A 23,418-nucleotide genomic window follows, 5' to 3' on the forward strand; every position below is an offset into this window, starting at 1 on the left:
TTTGGAACAGACTTATACAAAAAATTCACTAAGTAGTATTATTTCTATTTTTAGAATTTTATTCTTTTTTGCTCCGGTTATTTCTTTTGCACAAACAGAAGAACAGGATTCTATTAAAACAGGTGTCGATGTCGGAAAGATAGAAGTTCCGAACCCTAAAAGTATTGTCGAAGCCTATACTTATGATCCCATAACAGATCGTTATATTTATACCCGAACTTTTGACGGTTTTAACATTAATTATCCAATGGTTTTAACACCGGAACAATATCAGGAATTGGTGTTAAGAGAGCAAATGCGTGAATATTATCAGCAAAAATCTGCAGCGATAGACGGTAAAAAAGAGGGAAGTGAAGAAGCTAAAAAGGACCTGTTGCCAAGGTATTATGTAAATTCTAAGTTTTTTGAAACTATTTTCGGTAGTAATACCATTGATATTAAACCGACAGGTTCTGTAGAAATAGATTTAGGGGTACGTTTTACCAAACAGGATAATCCGGCACTTTCTCCAAGGAACAGAAAAACCACAACTTTTGATTTTAATCAGAGAATTAGTGTAGGTTTACAAGGGAAAGTCGGAACCCGTTTAAATGTAAATGTTAACTACGATACACAGTCTACCTTCGCTTTTCAAAACCTGATCAAGCTAGAGTACGGTTCCAATGAAGATGATATATTACAAAAATTAGAAGTGGGAAATGTTAGTTTTCCCCTGTCTAATTCGTTGATACGTGGAGCCCAAAGTTTATTCGGTGTAAAAGCACAATTTCAATTCGGAAAAACGACTGTAACGGGCGTTTTTTCGGAGCAAAAATCTCAAACAAAGACGGTAACATCACAAGGTGGCGGAACAGTACAAGAATTTGAGTTGTTTGCATTGGATTACGATGCGAATCGACACTTTTTCTTATCACAATATTTTAGAGATAAATACGATAGAGCTTTAAGAAACTATCCGGTAATAGATAGCCGGGTTCAGATTACTCGTATTGAAGTTTGGGTTACCAATAAACAGAACAGAGTTAATTCTACTGAAAATAATATCCGAAATATTGTGGCTTTGCAGGATTTAGGAGAAGGGCCGTTGACAAATTTAGCTTCTCAGGAAGTTGTTGCTATAGATTTAGGAGCTAATGCAGGCTTTTTCGGAACAACATCTTTGGATACGCCGACTAATAACGGTAACAATCAATTCAATCCTAATCTGATAGGAAGTAATTACCTGAATTTAAATATTAGAGATGTTGCCACGGCAAATAACGGATTTAATATTTCAGGGATAGAAGAAGGAACTGATTATGCCAAGTTGGAAAATGCCAGAAAGTTAACAACTTCAGAATATACTTATAATCCGCAGTTAGGATATGTATCTTTAAATCAGAGCTTGTCAAACGATGAAGTGTTAGCTGTAGCTTATCAATATACAGTTGGAGATCAGGTATACCAAGTGGGAGAATTCGGAACCGATGGTGTAGATGCTACTAATGTTGATAATTCAGGTGTTCCGAGTTCGCAGGCACTTATTCTTAAAATGTTAAAGAGTAACCTTACTCTGGTGACTAATACGGTTTCATCCGGGAGCTATACTATGCCGGTTTGGAATTTGATGATGAAAAATATCTATCAGATACCGGGAGCCTATCAATTACAACAAGAAGATTTTAAATTAAATATATTTTATACAGATCCTTCACCTTTAAATTATATTACAAAAGCGAGTAGCACTGCACCGAATTTGCCTGCTGATGTTGAGGAAACACCTTTGTTGAGAGTGTTTAATGTGGATCGCTTGAATTATACCAATGACCCGCAGGAAGGAGGAGACGGTTTCTTTGACTTCTATTCCGGTATTACAATAGATGTTCAATACGCTAGAATTATCTTTCCGGTAAAAGAACCTTTCGGAGAGCATTTGTTCGGTAAATTAAATGATAATACAGCTTCAGAAGATTATACAGATCCTTTGACATACAATGAGAATCAATCAAAGTATGTATTTAGAACGATGTATACCAAAACACAAGCTGCTTCATTGCAGGAAAGTGAAAAGAATAAATTTCAGTTCAAAGGACGATTCAAATCTACGGGAGGAGACGGTATTTCCATCGGAGCCTATAATATACCGCAAGGATCGGTAGTAGTTACTGCCGGAGGTAGAACTTTAGTGGAAGGAGTAGATTATACAGTGAATTATCAATTAGGTAAAGTTCAGATACTCGATGCTTCATTGCAGGCTTCTAATACACCGATCGAGATTTCTGTTGAGAACAATTCCGTTTTCGGTCAGCAAACCAAGCGTTTCTACGGGGTTAATGTAGAGCATCGTTTCAATAAAGATTTTATGGTTGGAGGTACTTTCCTTAAACTATCGGAAAGACCTTTTACGAACAAGTCAAATTACGGACAGGAATCAGTAAATAATACGATCATCGGGTTTAATACTAATTTCTCTACGGAGGTACCTTTCTTAACCAGATTAGTAAATAAATTACCGAATATTGATACAGATGTACCTTCAAATGTATCTTTCAGAGGAGAAATAGCATATTTGATGCCCGATGCTTCTAAAGCAGATCAGTTCAATGGAGAGCCAACGACCTATGTCGATGATTTTGAAGGTTCTCAATCTACAATAGATTTGAGAACAGCATCAAGTTGGACACTTGCCAGTGTACCTCTGGAAGGAAATTTTGACGGAGACCCTACAGATAATGAGTCAACGACTGATGATATTCACATTGGTGACAAAAGAGCACATTTAGCTTGGTATTCAATTGATCCGGTGTTTTATTCTCAGACCCCGGGTGGGATAAGCGAAAATGACTTGTCATTAAACAGAACACGTCGTGTTTATATGAGTGAGCTATACCCTAATACGGATGTTGCTCAAGGGCAAAGTAATGTTGTAAATACATTAGACCTTTCGTATTTCCCTAAGGAAAGAGGGCAATATAACTTTAACTCTTCTATTGCACCTAATGGTGGGATATTTTCGGATGTCGATGCGCCGGACAACTGGGGTGGTATAATGAGAGCGATCAGTACGACAAATTTTGAACAATCAAATGTCGAGTATATCCAGTTCTGGATGATGGATCCATTTTATAATAATGGAAATCCGGATGATTATGTAGATCCGACGAATGTGGGGAAACTCGTAATAAACCTTGGTGAAATATCAGAAGATATTCTGAAAGACGGAAGAAAACTATATGAAAACGGATTGCCGGAAGCAGGTGTAATTGAGCCGACCATTCAAACCAGTTGGGGACAAATTCCAAGTTCTCAGTCTTTGATCTATGCTTTTGATACGGATCAAGCCAATAGAGATGTGCAGGATGCAGGATTCGACGGGTTATTAGATGCAGATGAGGCGGCGAAATTTACGGAATATGCAGGCTACGGTGACCCGGCAGGGGATAATTACCAGTTTTACTTAAGTGCTACAGGTGATGTTATCAATAGATATAAAAGTTATAATGGTTTTCAGGGGAACTCTCCGGTAAATGTTACTGATGCAGATAGAGGGAATACAACATATCCGGATGTTGAAGATGTGAACAGAGATAATACGATGAATACCATAAACGCATATTTTAAATTTGAGGTTCCGATACAGTATTATCCGTCAACGTCAGACGGAGTTACCATCGGACAAAATTATGTGGTAGATGCGCGTATAGATAACAGCATTGCTCTGCCAAACGGACAAACAGGTAGTGCAAGATGGATTTTATATAAAATTCCGATCCAAGATATAGAAAATGCAGAAAAAATAGGGAACATTGAAGATTTGCGATCTATCCGTTTTATGAGAATGTACCTGACAGGATTTAAAGATGATATCACACTTCGTTTCGGAGCTTTAGATTTAGTACGAGGAACATGGAGAAGATACACAAGTACTTTAGATGCTAATGATACAAATCCTGATGATGATGAAACCGGTTTTGATGTAGTTTCTGTAAATATTCAGGAAAACACAAATCGTTATCCTATTCCTTATGTTTCTCCTCCTGGAGTAACAAGAGAACAATTGTACAACAACAATACTGTTATCAATCAGAACGAACAAGCTTTGTCGTTGAGAGTTTATGATAAACTGGGAGGCTATGTAAATGGATTGGAACCCGGAGATTCAAGAGGGGTGTTTAAAAATGTAAGTGTAGACATGCGTCAATATAAAAAGATACGTATGTTTTTACATGCGGAAGCATTACCGACACCTCCTGAAACCCTGCCTTTACAAGACGATCAGATGATAGCCTTTATACGTTTCGGTAATGATTTTACTGAAAATTTCTATCAAGTGGAAATTCCGTTGAAAGTAACCGGTCAGAATGCTGTTACTGCGGAAGATATCTGGCCGACGGATAATGAAATAGAGTTGCCATTGTCTTTACTGACTAAATTAAAAGTGATGTTAATCAATAATGATTCTTCGATTATTTATGATGCAAACGGAATTGGTTACGTTGAAGAAGAAGCAATCGGGTCTGAAAGTAGTAAATTGACATTAGGTATTAAAGGTAATCCTAATTTCGGATTGGTACGTACTTTAATGGTGGGTCTTAAGAACGGAAGTAGTCAGATTATTCGAGGAGAAGTATGGTTTAATGAGCTTCGATTGTCGGATATGGATAATAAAGGAGGCTATGCTGCCGTAGCTAGTTTGGATTCTAATTTAGCTGATTTTGCGAATGTCTCAGCAACAACAAGAGTTAGTACAATAGGTTTCGGAGGAATTGAAGAAGGTCCGAATGAACGTAGTAGAGAAGATCTTTTTCAGTACGATTTAGTCACGAATGTAAACTTGGGACAATTATTGCCTAAGAAATGGGGTATCAATCTGCCATTCAATTACGGAGTCGGAGAAACAACTATTACACCGAAATATGATCCGTATTATCAGGATATAGAATTGCAGGAGTTGATAGATATAACAACTGATCCGGATCAACGTTCTAACATTGAAAACAGAGCAATAGACTATACAAAACGGACAAGTATCAATTTTATTGGGGTTAAGAAAAACAGAGCGCCTGAACAGAAACAGCATTTTTATGATGTGGAAAATCTGACGTTGTCATATTCGTATAACGAAACAGAACACCATGATTATGAAGTAGAAAGTTTGTTAGATCAGCAGAACAAAAGTACTGTCGACTATGCCTATTCGTTCAAACCGGCAACCTTTGAACCGTTTAAAAATTCTAAAAAGCTCAAGAAAAACGGATACTATAAAATGCTGTCTGATTTTAATTTTAATTTCTTGCCTTCAAATGTTGCTTTCAGTACAAATATTATAAGGCAGTACAACAGACAACAATACAGATTGGTCGATGTTCAGGGAATCGGACTGGATCCTTTATATAGAAGAAATTACTTCTTTAATTATAATTACGGGTTCAATTATACCATCTCTAAATCTCTGAAATTAAATTTCCAGGCATCACGAAATAATATAGTACGCAATTATCTGAATCAGGACGGAACTTCAGACAATACATTAGATATTTGGGATAACTATTGGGATATAGGTGATCCAAATCAGTTCAATCAGAAGTTAACGGTTAACTATGATTTACCGATCAATAAGTTACCGATATTCAGTTTTGTTAAATCCACGTATACTTATACGGGAGATTATAATTGGCAACGTTCATCAGATGCTTTTACATCGGTTACAACGGAAAGCGGTGCTGTATATCAACTGGGGAATACGATTCAGAATGCTAATTCCCATAAGTTGAACACATCATTCAATATGGAGGCTTTTTATCGTTATATCGGATTAACAGGTAAAAAGAAACGAAAAAATGTACCGGCTAAAAAAGCAGCAGTGCCTTTACCGGGACAAAAGATTTCGGCGGCTGCAAAATCAAACGAGAATAAAGATGGTAATATTTTTATTAATGGTTTGAAAGGAATTTTAACAAGTGTGAAAAATATTCAGATCAATTATAGTGAAACAAATGGTACTGTTTTGCCAGGGTATTTACCGTCTTTAGGCTTCTTCGGTTCAGCAAAACCAAGTTTAGGATTTGTTTTCGGTAGCCAATCTGATGTTCGCTACGAAGCGGCTAGAAGAGGTTGGTTGACCAATTATCCGGAATTTAATCAAAGTTTTACACAGGTAACCAATAAGCAGCTCAATTTTACAGCTCAGATGGAATTATTTCCGGACTTGAAAATAGACTTAACAGGAGATAGAATGTACGCCGACAATTTCTCTGAACAATATGATGTAAGCAATGGACAGTATAATTCCCGATCACCCTATAATTACGGAAACTTCAGTATTTCTACTATCCTGATCAGAACCTCTTTTACGCAAAGTGATGTTAATTTCTCGCAGGCATTTCAGGACTTCAGAGATAATAGAATTGTAATAGCAAACCGATTAGCGGAAAAGTATTACGGGACAACAACCTTTCCTACTGATGCCGAAGGATATCCGGTAGGATTCGGAAAAAATAGTCAGCAAGTATTGTTGCCGGCTTTCATTGCGGCATATTCCGGTTCAGATGCATCTAAAGTATCTACAGGCTTATTTAGAGATATACCATTGCCAAACTGGAATGTGAAATATACCGGATTAATGCGCTACAAATGGTTTAAAGATAAGTTCAAGCGTTTTTCGTTACAGCATGGGTACAGAGCAAGTTATAATATTAATGCGTATACCTCTAATTTGAATAGTTCGCCGGTAGATGCTAACGGTAATTTCTATGCTTCGAAATTAATGTCTAATGTTAACTTAACGGAACAGTTCAGCCCGTTAATGAGGGTTGATTTTGAAATGAAGAACTCTATACGCATATTAGCTGAAATGAAAAAAGACCGAACGTTGAACTTGAGCTTTGATAATAACCTTTTGACTGAAGTAAGCGGAAATGAATATACCATTGGTCTGGGATATAGAATTAAAGACGTGACTATTAATTCCGCCTTGGCTGATAACCCGACAGGAGTCATAAAAAGTGATATCAATATTAAAACTGATTTTACATTAAGAAAGAATAATACAATTGTTCGTTATCTGGATTATAATAATAATGAATTAGTCGGAGGTCAGGATATGTGGTCTGTTAAATTAACGGCAGATTATTCTTTCAGTAAAAATTTCACGGCTATCCTATATTACGATCATCAATTTACTAATGCCGTAGTCTCGACTTCTTATCCGATAACAAACATAAGAGCAGGCTTTACGTTGCGTTATAGTTTTGGTAATTAATTTTATATCGGGAGTTTATTTGTTAATCCCTTAATAATTGTATTTTTTTTGATTCATAAATTAAAAAAATAACAAAAAAGCTATTTTACATTTGAATTATTACAATTACATTTGTGCGTCTAACTAAATGAATAATAATGAATATTCCAACCAATTTAAAGTACACAAAAGACCACGAATGGGTTCTTGTTGATGGCGATGTAGCGACTGTAGGAATCACTGATTTTGCACAAAAAGAATTAGGTGATATTGTTTACGTAGAAGTAGAAACTTTAGATCAAACATTGGCTAAAGATGAAGTTTTCGGAACAGTAGAGGCTGTTAAAACTGTATCTGATCTGTTTTTGCCGTTATCAGGAGAAATTTTTGAATTCAATGAGGATTTAGAAACTACACCGGAAAATGTTAATACCGATCCTTATGGAGACGGTTGGATGATTAAAGTAAAAATCAGCGATGCTTCAGAAATAGACCAATTATTGTCAAGTGAAGATTATGCAGCGCTTATCGGAGCGTAAGTTTTTCTTTGTTGCAATCCTCTGGACATTAGCAATTACTTATTTAAGTCTTGTTAGTATTGATACGGAATCGGCAGGATCCTTTTTGCCGATCCCTAACAAAGACAAGGTCGTACACTTTTTATTTTATTTTTTCTTTGTGTACTTTTGGAGCAAGACCTTTAAACAAAGTGATAAATTTTTTTATATAGTAATAGTTGCTGTTATTTATGGCATAATTATTGAGGTTTTACAAGGAGTGTGTACTGTAAACAGGCAAGCTGATTTTTTTGATGTTTTGGCAAATACCTGTGGAGCAGTGTTGGCGATGTTAATTTTAAAGCCTAAGCTTTAAAAGAGTTTATCTTAAAAAAATTTTATTTCAATAGTATAAATAACTATATTAGCAGCTCAAAATTGTAATTATGGAACTAAAGAAGAATCCTGATGTAGACCCGAAGAGAAATAGTGGACTCTATTTTTTAATTGGATTAACCTCAGTGTTAGCATTGACGTATATTGGAATTGAGATGAAAACTTATGAGAAATCGGTAGAGACTTCAAATGAGTTTATCACAGATAACAATGTTATTGATGAAGAGGAAACAATTATAACTTTGCCTCCGGTTCAAAGGTTACCACCACCACCACCACCGGCTCCGGAAGTGATCGAAGTGGTAAAAGATGAGATCAAACTGGAAGAGAAAAAGATAGAAACTACTGAAGTACAGGAGGATAAACCTGTTGTAGTGGTAAAAGCATCTGAAGTAGGCGGAGAAGGTGATAGTTTGGATGATATTCCGGATGAGATGCCGTTTGCAGTAATCGAAAACATTCCTGTTTTTCCGGGGTGTGAAGGTTTGCCGAAAAACAAACAAATGGACTGTTTTAACGAGCACATGAACAAGCACATTAAAAAATATTTTACTTATCCTGAAAGAGCTGCCGAAAATGGTTCTCAAGGTACAGTGTCGGTTCAGTTTACGATCGATAAAGAAGGAAATGTGGTTGATATCTTGACCAGAGCAAGAGGTGTAAAAGCCGATTCGGATTTATTGGAAAAAGAAGCAAAACGTATCATTTCTAAGCTACCTAAGTTTACTCCCGGTAAACAAAGAGGAAAACCGGTTAAAGTAAAATACGGTTTGCCGATTACTTTTAGATTACAATAATTTATCAAAAATAAAAACAGAATCCCATCCTAAGTGATGGGATTTTTTTTGGCATAACATTTGTATTCTCTTACTAAAAAAGTGTTAACCTAAAAATCGTATTATGAGACAAAATGTTGACTTTGGTAAGAAACAAAAGCCTTTAATGATCTTTTTTCAAGTGGGCTTGATTGCAGTGTTAGTTGTGGTGTTATTCGCATTAGAATTTCGTTTTGAGAAAATAATTCATACTTACAAACCGGGTGTGGAGATCGAAATAACTGATGAAGAGGCTTTTTCTTTTGATCCTGTTAATATTATAAGAGAAGAAAGAAGTAGTGAAAAGGTGGTAGCAAAGGTTGAGCCAAAGCCTGCTGATTTAAGTGAAGTTGAGATAAAAAAGAACGAAGTGGAAATAGAAGAGCCTGAAGAAGAGGAGGTGCAAGAACAAGTTACCGAATCGGTAGAGGCAGTGGTTGAATCCGGAAAAAACCAAAGTGAGAGTCAAAATAGTTCGGTTGCAAATAATATGCCTCAAAAAAAGGCTCCTACCTTGTTGACAGTAGAGGTGTTGCCGGCTTTTCCGGCTTGTAAAGGGTTGCCCAGAAACCAACAAATGCAATGCTTTGAAGAGCAGTTACGGAAAGCAGTTTCTAAAAATTTGATCTACCCGGAAGACGATTATAGTGAAGGAAGGCAAGGAGTTGCCTTAGTTGAGTTTACGATTAATGAAAAAGGAGAGTTCTCTGATGTTAAAGTTTTAGAGAATAACAAGAGAACAACGGCAACATTAGAAATGATTAGGGCGGCAGAGAAAGCGGTGAAGAAGTTGAAAAAAATTAATCCGGCCAAACAAGGTGATGCTCCTGTAAAAGTGAAGTATACTTTGCCGATAGGTTTTAGAATTCAATAAAAGCCGAAATAATATTCTAAAAAGAATCCCAATTGTTTGGGATTTTTTTATTTTTACCCCAAATATATCTTGGTTATGAATATTAAGCAATATTTAGATTCTACCTATCTTAAAACGGCAGAACAGGCAGGGATTTCACCTGAAGAAAATGAAAAAGTAGTGGAAAAAGCCATTCAGGAAGCTATTGATGAGAATTTTAAGTTAATCATGATTCGTCCGGAATTTGTGGCAAAAGCCAGAAAGATGATTAATGAGGCTCAGTCAAAAGTAACGATCGGAACGGTAATCGATTTTCCGAAAGGAGCGCAGTCGTTAGAATATAAAATGGCGGAAGCAACTAAAGCCATTGAGGATGGGGTTGATGATCTGGATTTTGTTATCGATTATGAAGCGTTTAAAAGAGGAGAGCTTGAGTTGGTTAAAAATCAGGTTCTGGCTTGTACCAAATTAGGATTAGAACACGGAAAGATCGTAAAGTGGATCATTGAGATTGCTGCGTTGGACAACCATCAGATAGTGCAGATATCTGCTTTGATCAAGAATAGTATTGTAGCACATTTTAAAGAGGACGAATACGAAAATGTTTTTGTTAAATCGTCAACCGGTTTTTATCCGACGCCAAATGGAGAGCCTAACGGCGCTACTATTCCGGCAGTAAAATTAATGATTGAAAATTCATTTCCTTTACCTGTTAAAGCGGCCGGAGGGGTGCGTACATTTGACGAAGCAGTGGAAATGATAAAATTAGGAGTAAAAAGGATCGGGACATCAGCTGCAAAAGTTATAGCAAACGGCGGAATTTCACAATCCGGATATTAATTTGAATTGAAAATAGTATAATGAGAAAAATCTTTATCCTTTTATTTTTGTTTTCGTTGGTTGCAACTGCTCAAAAAGGGGGCGGAAATGAACAGCCTCCTGTTTTTGAAAAATGTAAAGAAGTAAATCAGAATGAGTTAGAAGCGTGTTTTTATAATACGGTGCAGGAGTTTGTATACAATAATTTTAAGGTGCCTGAAAGTACTTCAAAACGAAATTATACAGGAGATGTGTATGTGTTGTTTGAAGTGGATACAACAGGAACAATAAAGCCTTTGTATATTGACGCCGTTGACGAAGAATTGAAAAAAGCAACAGAAGAGGTTTTTCAAAAAATGCCTAAGCCGGAGCCGGCTACTTTTTCAGGAAGAAAAGTATATGCAAAGTATACGGTAAAAATTGCAATCCCGCTCGAAGCGCCTAAACCTTACGGAACAAAAGAGGAGGATGAAGGTCAGGATAAAAGTAATACCAAACTTATAGATAATTCAAAAGAGCTAAAAGAGTTTGAGGCGGTTGCTGATAATTATAAAGAGTTTGAAAATCCGCAGTTTAAAAGTGATCTGAATATTCCGTTTACGCATTTGAATTATATGAATTTTGATGCGCTTATGAATCAGGTAGGAGCTAATAACCATACGGCAGTAAAACCGTATTCTTATGCCGAAGTAGCTAAATATTATGATTTTGAATCGGTTTACAAGAGTCAGTTAAAAGATAAAAGTACCTGGTTGGGAAGAAAACTTTGGAATGAAAATTTAGTAGCGATTCAGGGTGAAGGATATTGGTTTACACTTAATCCTGTAGTGGATTTCCGTTTAGGTAAAGATACAGACAGTGAGTTGTCCAATACTTTTGTGAATACGCGTGGAGTACAGATACAAGGAGGTTTGGGTAAACAACTGACATTTTCGGCATCTATTTATGAAAGTCAGGGAAGATTTGCAGATTATTACAATGCTTATGCAGAAAGTATAAAGCCATCGGGAGGAAACCCGGCAATCATTCCGGGAATCGGTATCGCAAAACGATTCAAAGAAGATGCTTATGACTTTCCTATGGCAGAAGCGAATATCAAATACAAGCCTAGTGAATTTATTGATCTGCAACTGGGCTACGGGAGGAATTTTATAGGAGATGGTTACCGCTCATTGTTGCAGAGTGATGCTACAAGCCCGTATCCGTATTTCAAGATCAATACAACATTTTGGAAGATCAAGTATACAAATACTTATATGTGGTTAAAAGATGTTCGTCCGGATGTAACTGTCGACGGGACCTATGCAACGAAATACATGGCAAGTCATTATTTGAGCTATAATGTTTCAAAACGATTAAATATTGGTTTGTTTGAAAATGTAGTTTGGACCAATACAAACGATAGAGGCTTTGATATGAATTTTGTCAATCCGGTTATATTTTACAGAGCTGTTGAATTCTCCTCGTCTTCAAAGTCAGGGAATGCAGTTTTAGGTGCGACAGCAAAATACAAATGGAATAATCAGATTAATTTTTACGGTCAATTCTTGTTAGATGAATTTGCGATAGGAGATGTAAAAGCCGGAAATAAAAGTTGGCGTAATAAATTCGGTTACCAAATCGGAGCGAAATACTACGATGCTTTTAAAGTGAAAAATTTAATGCTTCAATTGGAATACAATCAAGTACGTCCGTATGTATACTCACATAGTAACCCGATCACTAATTATGCGCATAATAATATTAGCATGGGGCACCTTTGGGGGGCTAATTTCAGAGAGTTGATTGGTATCGCTCGTTATTTTAAAGGAAGATGTTACGGTGAAGCTAAGTTGATTTACGGTCAAAGAGGTTTTGATTATAATACAGCTGCAGATTCCTATAATTACGGAGGAAATATATTTTTAAGTTATGAAGAGGATCGTCCGTACGATACCGGTGTTACAATCGCACAGGGAAATAAAACGAATGTAATGATTGCAGATTTGCAATTGGGGTATATTGTGAATCCTGCTTCTAATTTGAAAGTGTTCGGAACATTTATGTATCGTAATTTTGATCCTACTGTTGAAACAGCTTCAACAATAAAAAGTACCACAACTTGGTTCTCTATAGGATTGCGTAGTGACTTGTTTAATTGGTATTTTGATTATTAAAATTTTTAACGTTAAAAACTACTGAGATTAAAAAATCTTCTTTGTATCTTTGCGCCCAAATAAAAAAATAATTTGAATTCCTTGAGTGCTTCAGTTGCTAAACCGTCCCTTTTTTCAAGTTTTGTTGCCATAACCAAAGCGCGTTTAGCAATTAGTGTTGTGTTTTCTACAGTAGCAGGGTTTTTATTGGGAGTTGAAGAGTGGAATGCCGGTTGTTGGGTGACAATACTATTGTTAGCAACAGGAGGCTATTGTATGGTCGGGGCATCTAATGTTTTCAATCAGGTGATTGAAAAAGACTTGGATGCATTAATGGATCGAACAAAAAGTCGACCTCTTCCTTCCGGAATGATCTCAAAACAAACAGCATTGATTCTCGGTTTTGTTTTAACCCTTGTAGGATTAGTGATCTTATACATTATAAATCCTAAAACAGCCATGTTCGGTGCTATATCGATCTTCATGTATGTGAGTTTGTATACACCGTTGAAAACAGTAACACCTTTATCTGTTTTTGTAGGAGCATTTCCGGGCGCTATTCCGTTTATGTTGGGTTGGGTAGCCGCTACAGGACATTTCGGTATCGAAGCAGGAACGTTATTTATTATTCAGTTTTTTTGGCAATTCCCGCATTTTTGGGCTATTGGTTGGTTTCTGTATGAAGATTATGAGAAAGCAGGGTTCTATATGTTGCCAACAGGTAAAAGAGATAAAAAAACAGCCTTACAAACAATACTTTATACTTTTTGGACGATCGCGGCTTCTTTAATTCCGGTTTTTGGTTTTACAGGGAGGCTACATCTTTCCGTTGTGGCTGCTGTTATAGTAGCCCTTTTAGGGTTTTGGATGTTGTTTTATGCTGTTAAATTATATAAAGAGATGGATGCTAAAGCAGCACGAAAACTAATGATTGTAAGTGTTTCATACATTTCTTTATTGCAGATTATTTATGTAATTGATAAGTTTATTCATTAAGAGATGGGAACAAATAATTCATATAAGGAAAACGAAACACAAAAGGGAAAGACCTATAAAATGTTGCTCATTTTCGGAATGATCAGTATTTTGATGATTTTCGCGGGCTTAACCAGTGCTTATGTTGTTAGTAAAACAAGACCGGACTGGTTATCTGATTTTAAATTGCCTGTTGCTTTTTCTGTGAGTACGGCTCTGTTACTGTTGAGTAGTGTTACATTTATTCTTGCTAAGAGAGCAATTAAAAAGGATAACAGAAGCTTAACGACAATGATGCTTTGGGCTACTTTAGTTTTAGGTATCTTGTTTGTGGTGTTTCAGTTCAAAGGATTCAATGAAGTAATTGCAGAAGGTTATTATTTTACAGGTAGTGAGAGTAATATCACAACTTCATTTTTATACATAGTGGTGATTGTGCATTTGGCACATTTACTAGGTGGATTTATTTCGTTGTTATACGTAATTTATAATCATTATAAACAAAAATATAATGCCTCACAAACCCTTGGGATTGAACTAAGTGCGATGTACTGGCATTTTATGGATTTTATTTGGATATACTTGTTTTTATTTTTCTACTTTTACAAATAGAAAAAAAATAATAAATTTGGGAACTTTTTAACAATTTAATATAATATGGGAGCGACAGTTACTACAAATGAACACGCTTTGTTAGACGGAGGGCCGGGTCCGTTAGGAGCTACCTATGGTAAGATGATGATGTGGTTTTTTATCTTATCAGATGCCTTAACATTTTCTGGATTCCTTGCAGCATATGGTTTTTCAAGATTTAAGTTTATTGAAACTTGGCCAATAGCCGATGAAGTGTTTACACACTTTCCTTTCTTACATGGAGTAGATGCTCCTATGTATTACGTTGCATTGATGACGTTTATTCTTATTTTCTCATCTGTTACTATGGTTTTAGCGGTTGATGCAGGACATCAATTGAAAAAGACCAAGGTAGCGGTTTACATGCTTTTGACAATTGTCGGAGGTTTTATCTTCTTAGGTTCTCAGGCTTGGGAATGGAAAAACTTTATCAAAGGAGAATACGGAGCTTTAGAAACAACCGGAGGTTCTGTTCTTCAATTTGTAGATAAAGACGGTAAAAGAGTAGCTTTGGCAGATTTTGCAAAAGTTTTACCGGAAGAAAGAGAAACATTAACTCGTGATAAAGGAGTTTGGTTTATGGGGGAAAGTTCAATTCCTTCTTTTTCTGTAGCAGAAGTTGCGGAAGGATTCAAAGCCAATCCGGACATCTATATTCGTTCAGAATTTGTTAATAAAGATAAAAAGAAGATTGTTCTTTCAAGAGAAGAATCATTAAAGCGTATTGAAGATGCTAAATATGTAGTGGAAGGAGCTAACTTGGCTCATAATGAATACGGACATAAATTATTTGCTGATTTCTTCTTTTTCATTACAGGATTCCACGGTTTCCACGTTTTTTCAGGAGTTATGATTAATATTATCATTTTCTTTAACGTGTTGTTAGGAACTTATGAAAGAAGAGGAAGTTATGAAATGGTTGAGAAAGTGGGGTTATACTGGCACTTTGTGGATTTAGTGTGGGTATTCGTATTTACATTCTTCTATTTGGTTTAATTTTAGAAAAGATATTATTATGGCACACGCACACGAATCAAACACAAAAAGAATCTGGACAGTATTCGGTATATTATCAGTAGTAACGACTGTAGAAGTTGCTTTAGGTATCTTAAAACCGGATGCACTTCACATGACTTCATTTTTAGGTACTAGCCCTTTAAATTGGATTTTCATCATCTTAACTTTAGTGAAAGCTTATTATATTATGTGGGCATTCATGCACTTAGAAGGTGAAAAAGGAAGTTTCCGTTGGTCAATTGTAGGTCCTTTAGTATTCTTAATTTTGTATCTATGTTTTATTTTATTGGTAGAAGGTAATTACGTATACCATGTGTATAAAACAGGACACTTAGAATGGATATTCTAATAAATATTTACATATAGTTAAAATCCCGCTTCGAGCGGGATTTTTTTATTATTTTTGTGGGGTTAATTTATGCTTTTAAAAGAGTGTTAGAAGCAAAAGTATTTAAAACCCGATGAATAAAAATAAAATTATTTTAATTATACTTTTTGCGTTGCCGATTGTAATCTATCTCATCTTCGCATCTGCAAAACACAATTCACTTTTTTTACCCGTAATCTCTAAAAATAACCAAGATGTTCCTTTTCAGTGGAAAACATTAGAAGGGAAATCAGCTACTTTAGAGGATAAGATTACCGTTTTAGGCTTTCCGGGATCTAATATTGCAGAAATAAAAGGGAATCTTTTTAATCTGAACCAAAAAATATACAACAAATATTTTGGATTCAAGGATTTTCAAATGGTAATGGTAATGCCAAAAGGAACAGAGGATAATTGTAAACAAATTTTGAGAAAGTTAGAATCTGTTACGGAGGATCTGTCGGGTTGGAATTTTGTGTTTACTACTCCCGATTCTATACAACAATATTACAATACTTTTCATTTTGTCGGGCAATTGGATCAAAATCACGGAACCCCTGCGGTTTATATTATTGATAAAAATCTTTCTCACAGAGGTAGAAAAGGGAAAAATAAAATAGGAGAAGAAGAGTTTAAAGAAAGTTATAACACTGTTTCGGCAGCCGAATTGCATAACGAAATGGGAGACGATGTAAAGATATTGTTGCGAGAATATCGTTTAGCCTTGAAAAAGAATGACAAGCGCAAAGACGAATTCAGGGATAAGATTACAGAAGAAATAGAAAGCGGAATAAACGATTAATTATGAAAAATAAATCCTATATAGGAATCTCATTTATTGTTCTGATTTTTGGGATCTGGACAGTAAAAGAAATCAGAGCACGTTATTTTAAACCTTCTGATCTGGTAGAGATAGGTTCTGCTCCGAGATTTGAATTGACAAATCAGGAAGGTCAAAAAGTTACAGATAAAGATTATTTGGGAAAGGTTTATGTATTGGAGTTTTTCTTTTCCACCTGTCCGACCATTTGTCCGAAGATGAATCAGAATATGTTGAAAATTCAGGACGAATTTATGGATAAAAATGATTTCGGAATTGTATCAATCACAATTAACCCTGAAAATGATACGCCACAGGTTTTAAAAGAACATGCGGAAATTTTGGGAGTAAAGCATGCGAACTGGAATTTTTTAACAGGAGATCAAAAGTATATTTACGATTTAGCGAATAAAGGATTTAACTTATATGCTGCAGAGAATAATAATGCTACAGGTGGTTTTGAACATTCGGGAATGTTTGCTCTAATTGATAAAAAAGGAAATATCCGATGCCGGAAGGATCAATTCGGGAATCCGATCCTGTATTATGACGGGATTGAACCGGAAGGAGTAGCGGCAATAACAGAAGATATTAAGAAATTATTAAACGAATAGAAAATTGTATGGAAAATAAAAATACCGTAGAAACTAAATACAATAAGTTGATCATTGCTTTGTCTGTGATTATTCCTTTAGCAGTTGCTGTTTTATTCGGAGTAAACCTGAAAAAAATGGGTTTTGATGTGAAACCTTTAACTTTTTTACCTCCGATCTATGCTGCTATTAATGGAGTTACGGCTTTTTTACTGATCGTAGCCGTTTGGGCTATCAAAAACGGGAATCGTAAATTACACGAGAACTTGATGAAGTTAGCGATTCTTTGTTCTGTAATGTTTTTGGTTATGTATGTGGCTTATCACATGACTTCTGATTCGACAAAATACGGAGGAGAAGGTGTTTTGAAATATGTGTATTTCTTTATTCTTATTTCGCATATATTATTGTCTATAGCAATTATCCCTTTGGTGTTGATTACTTATGTGAGAGCTTTGGCAAAACGATTTGATAAACATAAAAAAATAGCGAAAATTACGTTTCCGATCTGGTTGTATGTCGCAGTTACAGGAGTTGTAGTATATTTAATGATTTCACCTTATTATGCAAGATAGAGGAAATAAAATTCTAAGAAGATATTTAACAAAAAGAGGAAAAGCCTTGCTTTTTCTTCTTTTTTCGTTCTTCTTCTTTTCCCTTTCTTCTTATTCACAGTGTGCCATGTGTAGAGCCGCATTGGAGAGTGAAGAAAGCGGGGTAAAGGCTGAAGGAATCAACGACGGAATCGTTTACCTTATGGTTATTCCGTATGTGTTAGTTGCAGCAGCCGGTTATGCTATTTATAAAATTAGATACGCTAAAAAAGAAGAGCATTAATCTAGTCCGTCTATTTTAATTCTGATTTTTCCTGTTGTAGATAAGAATGCAATTATAGCTTTATTTGTTAGTTCGATCTTTTCGAATTCAAAATCATTTAAGTTTCCGTTGACATATATTCCCGACATAGGGGAATAATTGTTTAAATAAGGGCTTAGGTTTTGTTTGCCTTCTTCCAGATTCTCTTTAATAGAATAACGGCAGTTTTCTTGGATTTTTCGCAGAATAGTGCTTTGTGCTAACCAATTGGCCGATTTTAACAAAACACTTTTGGTGCTTAAGATATAGTCTAATTGGTCAAAATAGATTTCTTGGGTAGCAGGGTTGTAGCTTGGATATCCTGTTAAATAAATGTCTCCGTTAATGCTACCGGTTAAACTTAAGGAGATGATCAGTTTGTTATCTTTTTCCCAAAGGTTTACTTTCTGAACAACTACTTTTCGTTTCCCGGAAGAAAACTCTTGTCCTTTAAAGTTTTTAGTCAGTACCTTTGAGGCACTTTCATAAGTTGAAACGCCGGCTAAAGCCAGAGAAACCTTGTCCGGCATTTTGCTTACCGGTTTCAGAATAACTGAATTGCGGTCAAATTGTTTCATCGGTTTTTGACCTATCATGGTTTGTAAATTGCATTTTAACCCCATGTCAAGAGTAATCTGTTTGTCTTTTAAACGGGCTTCAGTAACATATAATTCAACAGGAATAACTGTAAACCATGTTTCGTATGCTTCATGAACCAAAAAAGGTTCGCTGATCTTGTCTAAAGCATCAAAAACGTGAGGTTTAAAATCACAAGTCTCATCAATAGCTTTGTCAATTTGCTGAGCAATAGTTTTTTTAAAATAACTAAGCGTAGGGTTAATAATGTAAGTTATAGGGATCTTCTTTCCTGCAATTACAATAGCCGGACTTTCATTCCATTCAAAATCATCTATAGCAGAAGTAGTAGTTAATTTCCAATTGGTTAAATGGGCTTTGCTTTTTAAGGTCAAGACCCCGTCCAGATAGATTTCACGAGTATCGTTTAAACCTAAAAAGTCGGTGCCGTATTTTATTCTGGTCCATATTTTTAAAGGAAGTTTTGACAGGATAACACCATTTTCTTCTTCTAAGGTTATAGGATCCGACTTCCAGATCTTTAATTCGCAATTATCATCTTTTAAAATGGAATCATTATAGATCAAACCTTTCAGGTTCTTGTTTAGCTGTTTTTCGATGTCTTTTAACGTTATTTCTACCGGAAGGGAAATAAAAGATGTCTTATTGGTGTAAACCATAGGAGTATTGTCGGAAGGAAGTGGCTTTATAGCTTCTATTTTAGGAGAAGCACTACTACAGGCTGTAAGGCAAAGTACTATCAAAATACTTAGTAAAGCAAAGATGAAAAACGGTTTCATAAGTTGAATTTTATGTAAAATTAAAATTTTATCGTTTTACTGTAACAAAAAAGCTAAAAAAGGGTCATATAGTAAAATTCATAAGCAAATGCTAAAAAAGATAGCCTTACTTTTATTAGTACCCCTGGCATTACAAGCACAAGACAAGAAGTGGACACTTCAGGAATGTGTGATGCATGCCTTAGAAAACAATATATCAGTAAAACAAGCTCTGATTAATTGGGAGACAGCAAAGGTGGATAAATTAGAAGCAGTAGGTAACTTCCTGCCAACGCTTAATGGTAGTGCAAGTTATAATGTAAATACAGGAGCTAATATTAATCCTACGACAAACCAGTTTGAAAACAGTACGTTTAAGTCCTTTTCAGCTAGCGCTAATTCACAGATAAATTTGTTTAACGGATTGGCTAACTGGAAAAGATTGCAACGTGCCAAACTGAATAACATTGCCTATCAATACCGTTTGAATAAAATGAAGGATGATGTGGCACTGAATGTTGCGAATGGCTACCTCCAGATTTTGTTACAAAAGGAACAGGTGAAAGTGTTGGAGAACCAAATTTTGCTAACCAAAGAAAATCATAAAAGAACATCGGAATTAATAGAAGCCGGACAATTACCTGCCGGAGACATTTTTGAGATCGAAGCAACATTGGCTTCCCAAGAACAACAATTAATTGCCGCTCAAAATACTTTGGTCTTTGCAAAAGTGGGTTTAGCCCAATTGCTGTTGATTGAGGATTATGTGGATTTTGATATTGCAGATGAAACATTTACTCCTGAATTGTCTCAGGTGTTTGACCAAACACCGGATGCCATTTATCAAAAAGCAAGAGATGTTGTAAATGATATAAAAGTAGCACAGTCTAATTTTGATCTGGCTGCAAAAGATTTAAGTATAGCAAGAGCTGCTTATTATCCAAGGATATCAGGCTTTTTAGGGTATAATACACGTTGGTCTGAAAGTCAAGTGTTGAGTTTCAGGGAGCAGTTATATTTATTAGACGGTACAGCAATAGGTCTTCAATTGACAGTTCCTATTCTGAATGGTTTTTCAACCAGAGCATCTGTAAAAAGAGCTAAATTAAGCAAGTTGAATAATGAGTTCCTGCTGAAGCAATCCGAATTGGACTTAGAGCAAAATGTGTATCAAGCCTATAATGATGCTATAAGCGCTCAAAAAACATATTTAGCGGCTCAAAAAACTTTAGAAGCGCGTAAGTCGGCTTATGAGTTTTCACAGGAACGTTACGATATCGGAATGATGAACGGTTATGATTTTATGCAGTCTAAAACCAATTTTGATAATGCTCAGGCTGATCTGATCAGAGCAAAATACGATTATATCTTTAGAACCAAAATTTTAGAATTTTATTTCGGAATACCTATAATTCAAAATAATTAACCATGTCAAAGAAAACTATTTATATACTGGGAGGTGTTGCAATTACTCTTTTTGTTGTTCTTTTAGGCTTGAAGAAGGCCGGTGTGATAGGAAATAATGAAAATAGTAAAACAGTTGAAATTACCAAAGCTTCTCAAAGCACAATTGTTGAAACAGTTTCAGCTACCGGAAAAATACAGCCCGAAGTAGAGGTGAAGATATCATCGGAAGTCTCGGGGGAGATCATTGATTTGCCTATTGTTGAGGGGCAACAAGTGAAAAAAGGAGATTTATTGGTAAAGATCAATCCGGATATCTATGTGTCGGGAGTAAATCGTTCCGCAGCCTCACTTTCTACTACAAAAGCAGGATTGAATCAGGCAGAGGCTCAGTTAAAAGAGGCTAAAGCAAATTATGACAGAAATAAAGTGTTGTTTGAAAAAGGGGTTATTTCAAAATCAGAATGGGATAAAATCGTTTCAGCTTATGATGTGGCTGTAGCTTCTAAACAATCAGCTTATTTTAACGTGCAAAGTGCATCGGCAACTTTAACGGAAGCAAAAGACAACTTGGGGCGTACAACAATTTATGCGCCGGCAGACGGAACCATATCTCTTTTATCAGTGGAATTAGGAGAGCGTGTTTTAGGAACGCAACAAATGACCGGAACAGAGCTTTTACGTGTGGCGAATCTGAATAATATGGAAGTGGAAGTTGATGTGAATGAAAATGATATTGTGAAAGTGAGTATAGGCGACTCAGCGAAAATAGAAGTGGATGCTTATCTGAAAAAAGAATTTAAAGGGATTGTAACAAGTATCTCAAATTCTGCCAGTTCAGACTTAACAGCCGATCAAGTAACAAATTTTAAAGTAAAAGTTCGTATTCTGAAAGAGTCCTACAAAGACTTGTTAGAAGGGAAACCGGAAAACTATTCACCGTTCAGACCAGGAATGACCGCTACAGTGGATATCATTACAAAGAGAAGAGAAAATGTGATAGCAGTGCCGATCAGCGCGGTAGTCATTAAAGATGATACGACTTCCGTTAAAAAAGATGTAATGGCTGAGCTTGAGAAAAAAGAGAACAAAACGGCTTCAGGCTTTGATAAAAAATTTGAATGTGTTTTTGTTAAAGTAGGCGATCAGGCTAAGCTAAGAGTGGTGAAAACCGGAATTCAGGACGATTCAAATATTGAGATCGTTTCGGGAATTAAAAAAGGAGAAGAAATTATAACAGGACCTTATACTGTTGTTTCTAAAGAGTTGGTTTCCGGTGATAAAGTAAAAACGGAAACGGCTACAGGTCAAAAGAAATGATAGTATTTTAAATTTTAGTTTTGGGTTGAAAAAAGTGCAGATTTAATCTGCACTTTTTTTAATGCTACTTTAGATTTAAAAGGTTGTTTTTTTAAGGAAAACAGTTATTAATTCAGGGTTATTCGTTTTGTAAATTTTTTTTCTTGTGAATATATTTTTAAATTGAGCAATTTCCATTTAATAGAACCATAAACATTTACTTCAAAAATAGTATTGTCTATTTTGTGAATAGTAATGTCATTTTGTATCCATTCCGTTCCTGCTATTAAACCTTCTTCCATTGAATATGCCGAAACAGGTAAGTTATCTTTACTGTTTCTTTTTTCATAGGTAATGTTTAGTGTGTATTTTGTGGTAAAATAGTCTTCTAAAACGATTTTGTCAAAGAGCTTATCTTTGTTGAAATTGTTTTTATTCTCAAAATGAATAACATTTACAGTATTGGACTCTTCGTTGTTTTTACTGATAAAAGAAAGAAAAACGATAATAAAAAGAACAGAAGCAAAATAGCCTATATTCTCTTTGATCAATTTTACAGATTTTATAAAAAATAGTATAAAACAAATGAAAAGTACAACATTAATTAAACCCCAAATTAAGTATATCATTTTGAATCTATTTATCGTTTTAACGTAGAGGCAATCTACTATTTTAAATAAGAAATTTTGTAATCTATGTCGCCAAAAATAGAACAGTCTTTATCGTATAGGAATCCTTTATGAAAAAAGCAATCTGAAATGGTACTATAGTCAATGGTGTCTTTGTAAAAAACCTGAAAGTTTTCTATTCTAACTAAATCGAATCTAAAGGGTAAAAATTTAGCACCGTTTAATTCGCTACAAATGAAATTGTCAATTTTATTAAAGAGCTCGCCATATTTGTTATCTGGCGGAGAAACATAAATTTCTTTGAGCCCTTTTCCGGATTTTATTATTTTTAAATAACTATTATAATATTGTATTTCACAAATTTTAACAATTTGAATAGAATAATAATTTTCAATTAAGCTTACAAAAAAATGTAATTCTAATGTGTGATCTTGATTTTCTTCAAGAATAATTCTGCCTCCGATATTTGGGACAATTCCATAAGTTGCACCAATAATTTTATAATTTGTACTATTGTGAATCTTATCTAAAAAACCTTTTACCCATTTGTCATGAAACTGTTGTTCAGAAATAATATTTGTTTCAATAATACTATTTAATAATTTAAGTCCATTGAAGTTATAATAATCTTTTTTGTCCTTTGTGATTTCGAAAGGGTAATACTTTCTTAGGGATTCAAAAAGTTTAGGATATAAATCGATTATTTCTGAAATTTTACAAGTTTTAAATTGCATGTT

The 23,418-nt window shown here is 35.1% G+C and carries 20 protein-coding genes; 17 read left to right on the forward strand and 3 right to left on the reverse strand.

Annotated features, from left to right (window positions below):
* Position 1: 1 nt before the first annotated feature.
* From sprA to NHF50_RS08890, 15 genes are all read left to right on the forward strand, one after another.
* The gene (sprA, locus tag NHF50_RS08820; RefSeq protein WP_254005783.1) at positions 2-7,240 is read left to right on the forward strand and encodes a cell surface protein SprA; all 7,239 of its coding nucleotides are present in this window, start codon (positions 2-4) and stop codon (positions 7,238-7,240) included.
* A gap of 137 nt (positions 7,241-7,377) precedes the next feature.
* Positions 7,378-7,758, forward strand: coding sequence for a glycine cleavage system protein GcvH (gcvH, locus tag NHF50_RS08825; protein WP_109569345.1), 381 nt, complete (start codon positions 7,378-7,380; stop codon positions 7,756-7,758).
* Positions 7,736-8,092: a VanZ family protein gene (locus NHF50_RS08830; protein WP_252775882.1), complete on the forward strand. Its 357-nt coding sequence runs from the start codon at positions 7,736-7,738 to the stop codon at positions 8,090-8,092. Before gcvH ends, NHF50_RS08830 begins: the two co-directional genes overlap by 23 nt.
* A gap of 70 nt (positions 8,093-8,162) precedes the next feature.
* Positions 8,163-8,909, forward strand: a complete 747-nt coding sequence (locus NHF50_RS08835) for an energy transducer TonB (protein WP_109569347.1) — start codon at positions 8,163-8,165, stop codon at positions 8,907-8,909.
* Positions 8,910-9,012: 103 nt separating this feature from the next.
* Positions 9,013-9,801 (forward strand): TonB family protein, encoded by a 789-nt coding sequence (locus NHF50_RS08840; protein ID WP_252775884.1) that lies wholly within the window; start codon positions 9,013-9,015, stop codon positions 9,799-9,801.
* Between the two features lie 75 nt (positions 9,802-9,876).
* Positions 9,877-10,620, forward strand: coding sequence for a deoxyribose-phosphate aldolase (gene deoC / locus NHF50_RS08845; protein ID WP_252775885.1), 744 nt, complete (start codon positions 9,877-9,879; stop codon positions 10,618-10,620).
* A 20-nt stretch (positions 10,621-10,640) separates the two neighbouring features.
* Positions 10,641-12,755 (forward strand): energy transducer TonB, encoded by a 2,115-nt coding sequence (locus tag NHF50_RS08850; RefSeq protein ID WP_252775887.1) that lies wholly within the window; start codon positions 10,641-10,643, stop codon positions 12,753-12,755.
* Between the two features lie 72 nt (positions 12,756-12,827).
* The gene (cyoE, locus tag NHF50_RS08855) at positions 12,828-13,730 is read left to right on the forward strand and encodes a heme o synthase (RefSeq protein WP_109569350.1); all 903 of its coding nucleotides are present in this window, start codon (positions 12,828-12,830) and stop codon (positions 13,728-13,730) included.
* A 3-nt stretch (positions 13,731-13,733) separates the two neighbouring features.
* On the forward strand, positions 13,734-14,321 hold the full coding sequence (locus NHF50_RS08860) for a cytochrome c oxidase subunit 3 (RefSeq protein ID WP_252775889.1): 588 nt from the start codon (positions 13,734-13,736) through the stop codon (positions 14,319-14,321).
* A gap of 45 nt (positions 14,322-14,366) precedes the next feature.
* The gene (locus tag NHF50_RS08865; RefSeq protein ID WP_109569352.1) at positions 14,367-15,338 is read left to right on the forward strand and encodes a cytochrome c oxidase subunit 3; all 972 of its coding nucleotides are present in this window, start codon (positions 14,367-14,369) and stop codon (positions 15,336-15,338) included.
* Between the two features lie 19 nt (positions 15,339-15,357).
* On the forward strand, positions 15,358-15,708 hold the full coding sequence (locus tag NHF50_RS08870) for a cytochrome C oxidase subunit IV family protein (RefSeq protein WP_109570646.1): 351 nt from the start codon (positions 15,358-15,360) through the stop codon (positions 15,706-15,708).
* A 112-nt stretch (positions 15,709-15,820) separates the two neighbouring features.
* On the forward strand, positions 15,821-16,528 hold the full coding sequence (locus NHF50_RS08875) for a hypothetical protein (RefSeq protein ID WP_252775890.1): 708 nt from the start codon (positions 15,821-15,823) through the stop codon (positions 16,526-16,528).
* A 2-nt stretch (positions 16,529-16,530) separates the two neighbouring features.
* On the forward strand, positions 16,531-17,160 hold the full coding sequence (locus NHF50_RS08880; protein WP_109569354.1) for an SCO family protein: 630 nt from the start codon (positions 16,531-16,533) through the stop codon (positions 17,158-17,160).
* Between the two features lie 8 nt (positions 17,161-17,168).
* Positions 17,169-17,714 (forward strand): DUF420 domain-containing protein, encoded by a 546-nt coding sequence (locus NHF50_RS08885; protein WP_109569355.1) that lies wholly within the window; start codon positions 17,169-17,171, stop codon positions 17,712-17,714.
* Positions 17,704-17,976: a hypothetical protein gene (locus NHF50_RS08890; RefSeq protein WP_245896332.1), complete on the forward strand. Its 273-nt coding sequence runs from the start codon at positions 17,704-17,706 to the stop codon at positions 17,974-17,976. The genes NHF50_RS08885 and NHF50_RS08890 overlap by 11 nt, the downstream gene beginning before the upstream one ends.
* On the opposite strand, the gene NHF50_RS08895 is transcribed toward NHF50_RS08890, so the two are convergent.
* A complete protein-coding gene (locus tag NHF50_RS08895) occupies positions 17,973-19,370 on the reverse strand; it encodes a DUF4403 family protein (RefSeq protein WP_252775892.1) in 1,398 nt (465 codons plus the stop codon). The two genes, NHF50_RS08890 and NHF50_RS08895, sit on opposite strands and share 4 nt — an antisense overlap.
* Positions 19,371-19,458: 88 nt before the next feature.
* Here NHF50_RS08895 and NHF50_RS08900 point away from each other — a divergent pair, with 88 nt between their 5' ends.
* Together NHF50_RS08900 and NHF50_RS08905 are read left to right on the forward strand one after the other, a co-directional pair.
* Positions 19,459-20,775, forward strand: coding sequence for a TolC family protein (locus tag NHF50_RS08900; protein ID WP_109569357.1), 1,317 nt, complete (start codon positions 19,459-19,461; stop codon positions 20,773-20,775).
* 2 nt (positions 20,776-20,777) lie between these two features.
* Positions 20,778-22,073 (forward strand): efflux RND transporter periplasmic adaptor subunit, encoded by a 1,296-nt coding sequence (locus NHF50_RS08905; RefSeq protein WP_252775894.1) that lies wholly within the window; start codon positions 20,778-20,780, stop codon positions 22,071-22,073.
* 107 nt (positions 22,074-22,180) lie between these two features.
* On the opposite strand, the gene NHF50_RS08910 is transcribed toward NHF50_RS08905, so the two are convergent.
* Positions 22,181-22,603, reverse strand: coding sequence for a hypothetical protein (locus tag NHF50_RS08910; RefSeq protein ID WP_252775896.1), 423 nt, complete (start codon positions 22,601-22,603; stop codon positions 22,181-22,183).
* Between the two features lie 116 nt (positions 22,604-22,719).
* Entirely contained in the window at positions 22,720-23,415 is a 696-nt protein-coding gene (locus NHF50_RS08915) for a hypothetical protein (RefSeq protein ID WP_252775899.1), read from the reverse strand.
* Positions 23,416-23,418 lie beyond the last annotated feature (3 nt).

Origin of the sequence: Flavobacterium sp. NRK F10, from assembly GCF_024054235.1 — a bacterium.
Lineage (GTDB): Bacteria > Bacteroidota > Bacteroidia > Flavobacteriales > Flavobacteriaceae > Flavobacterium > Flavobacterium sediminis.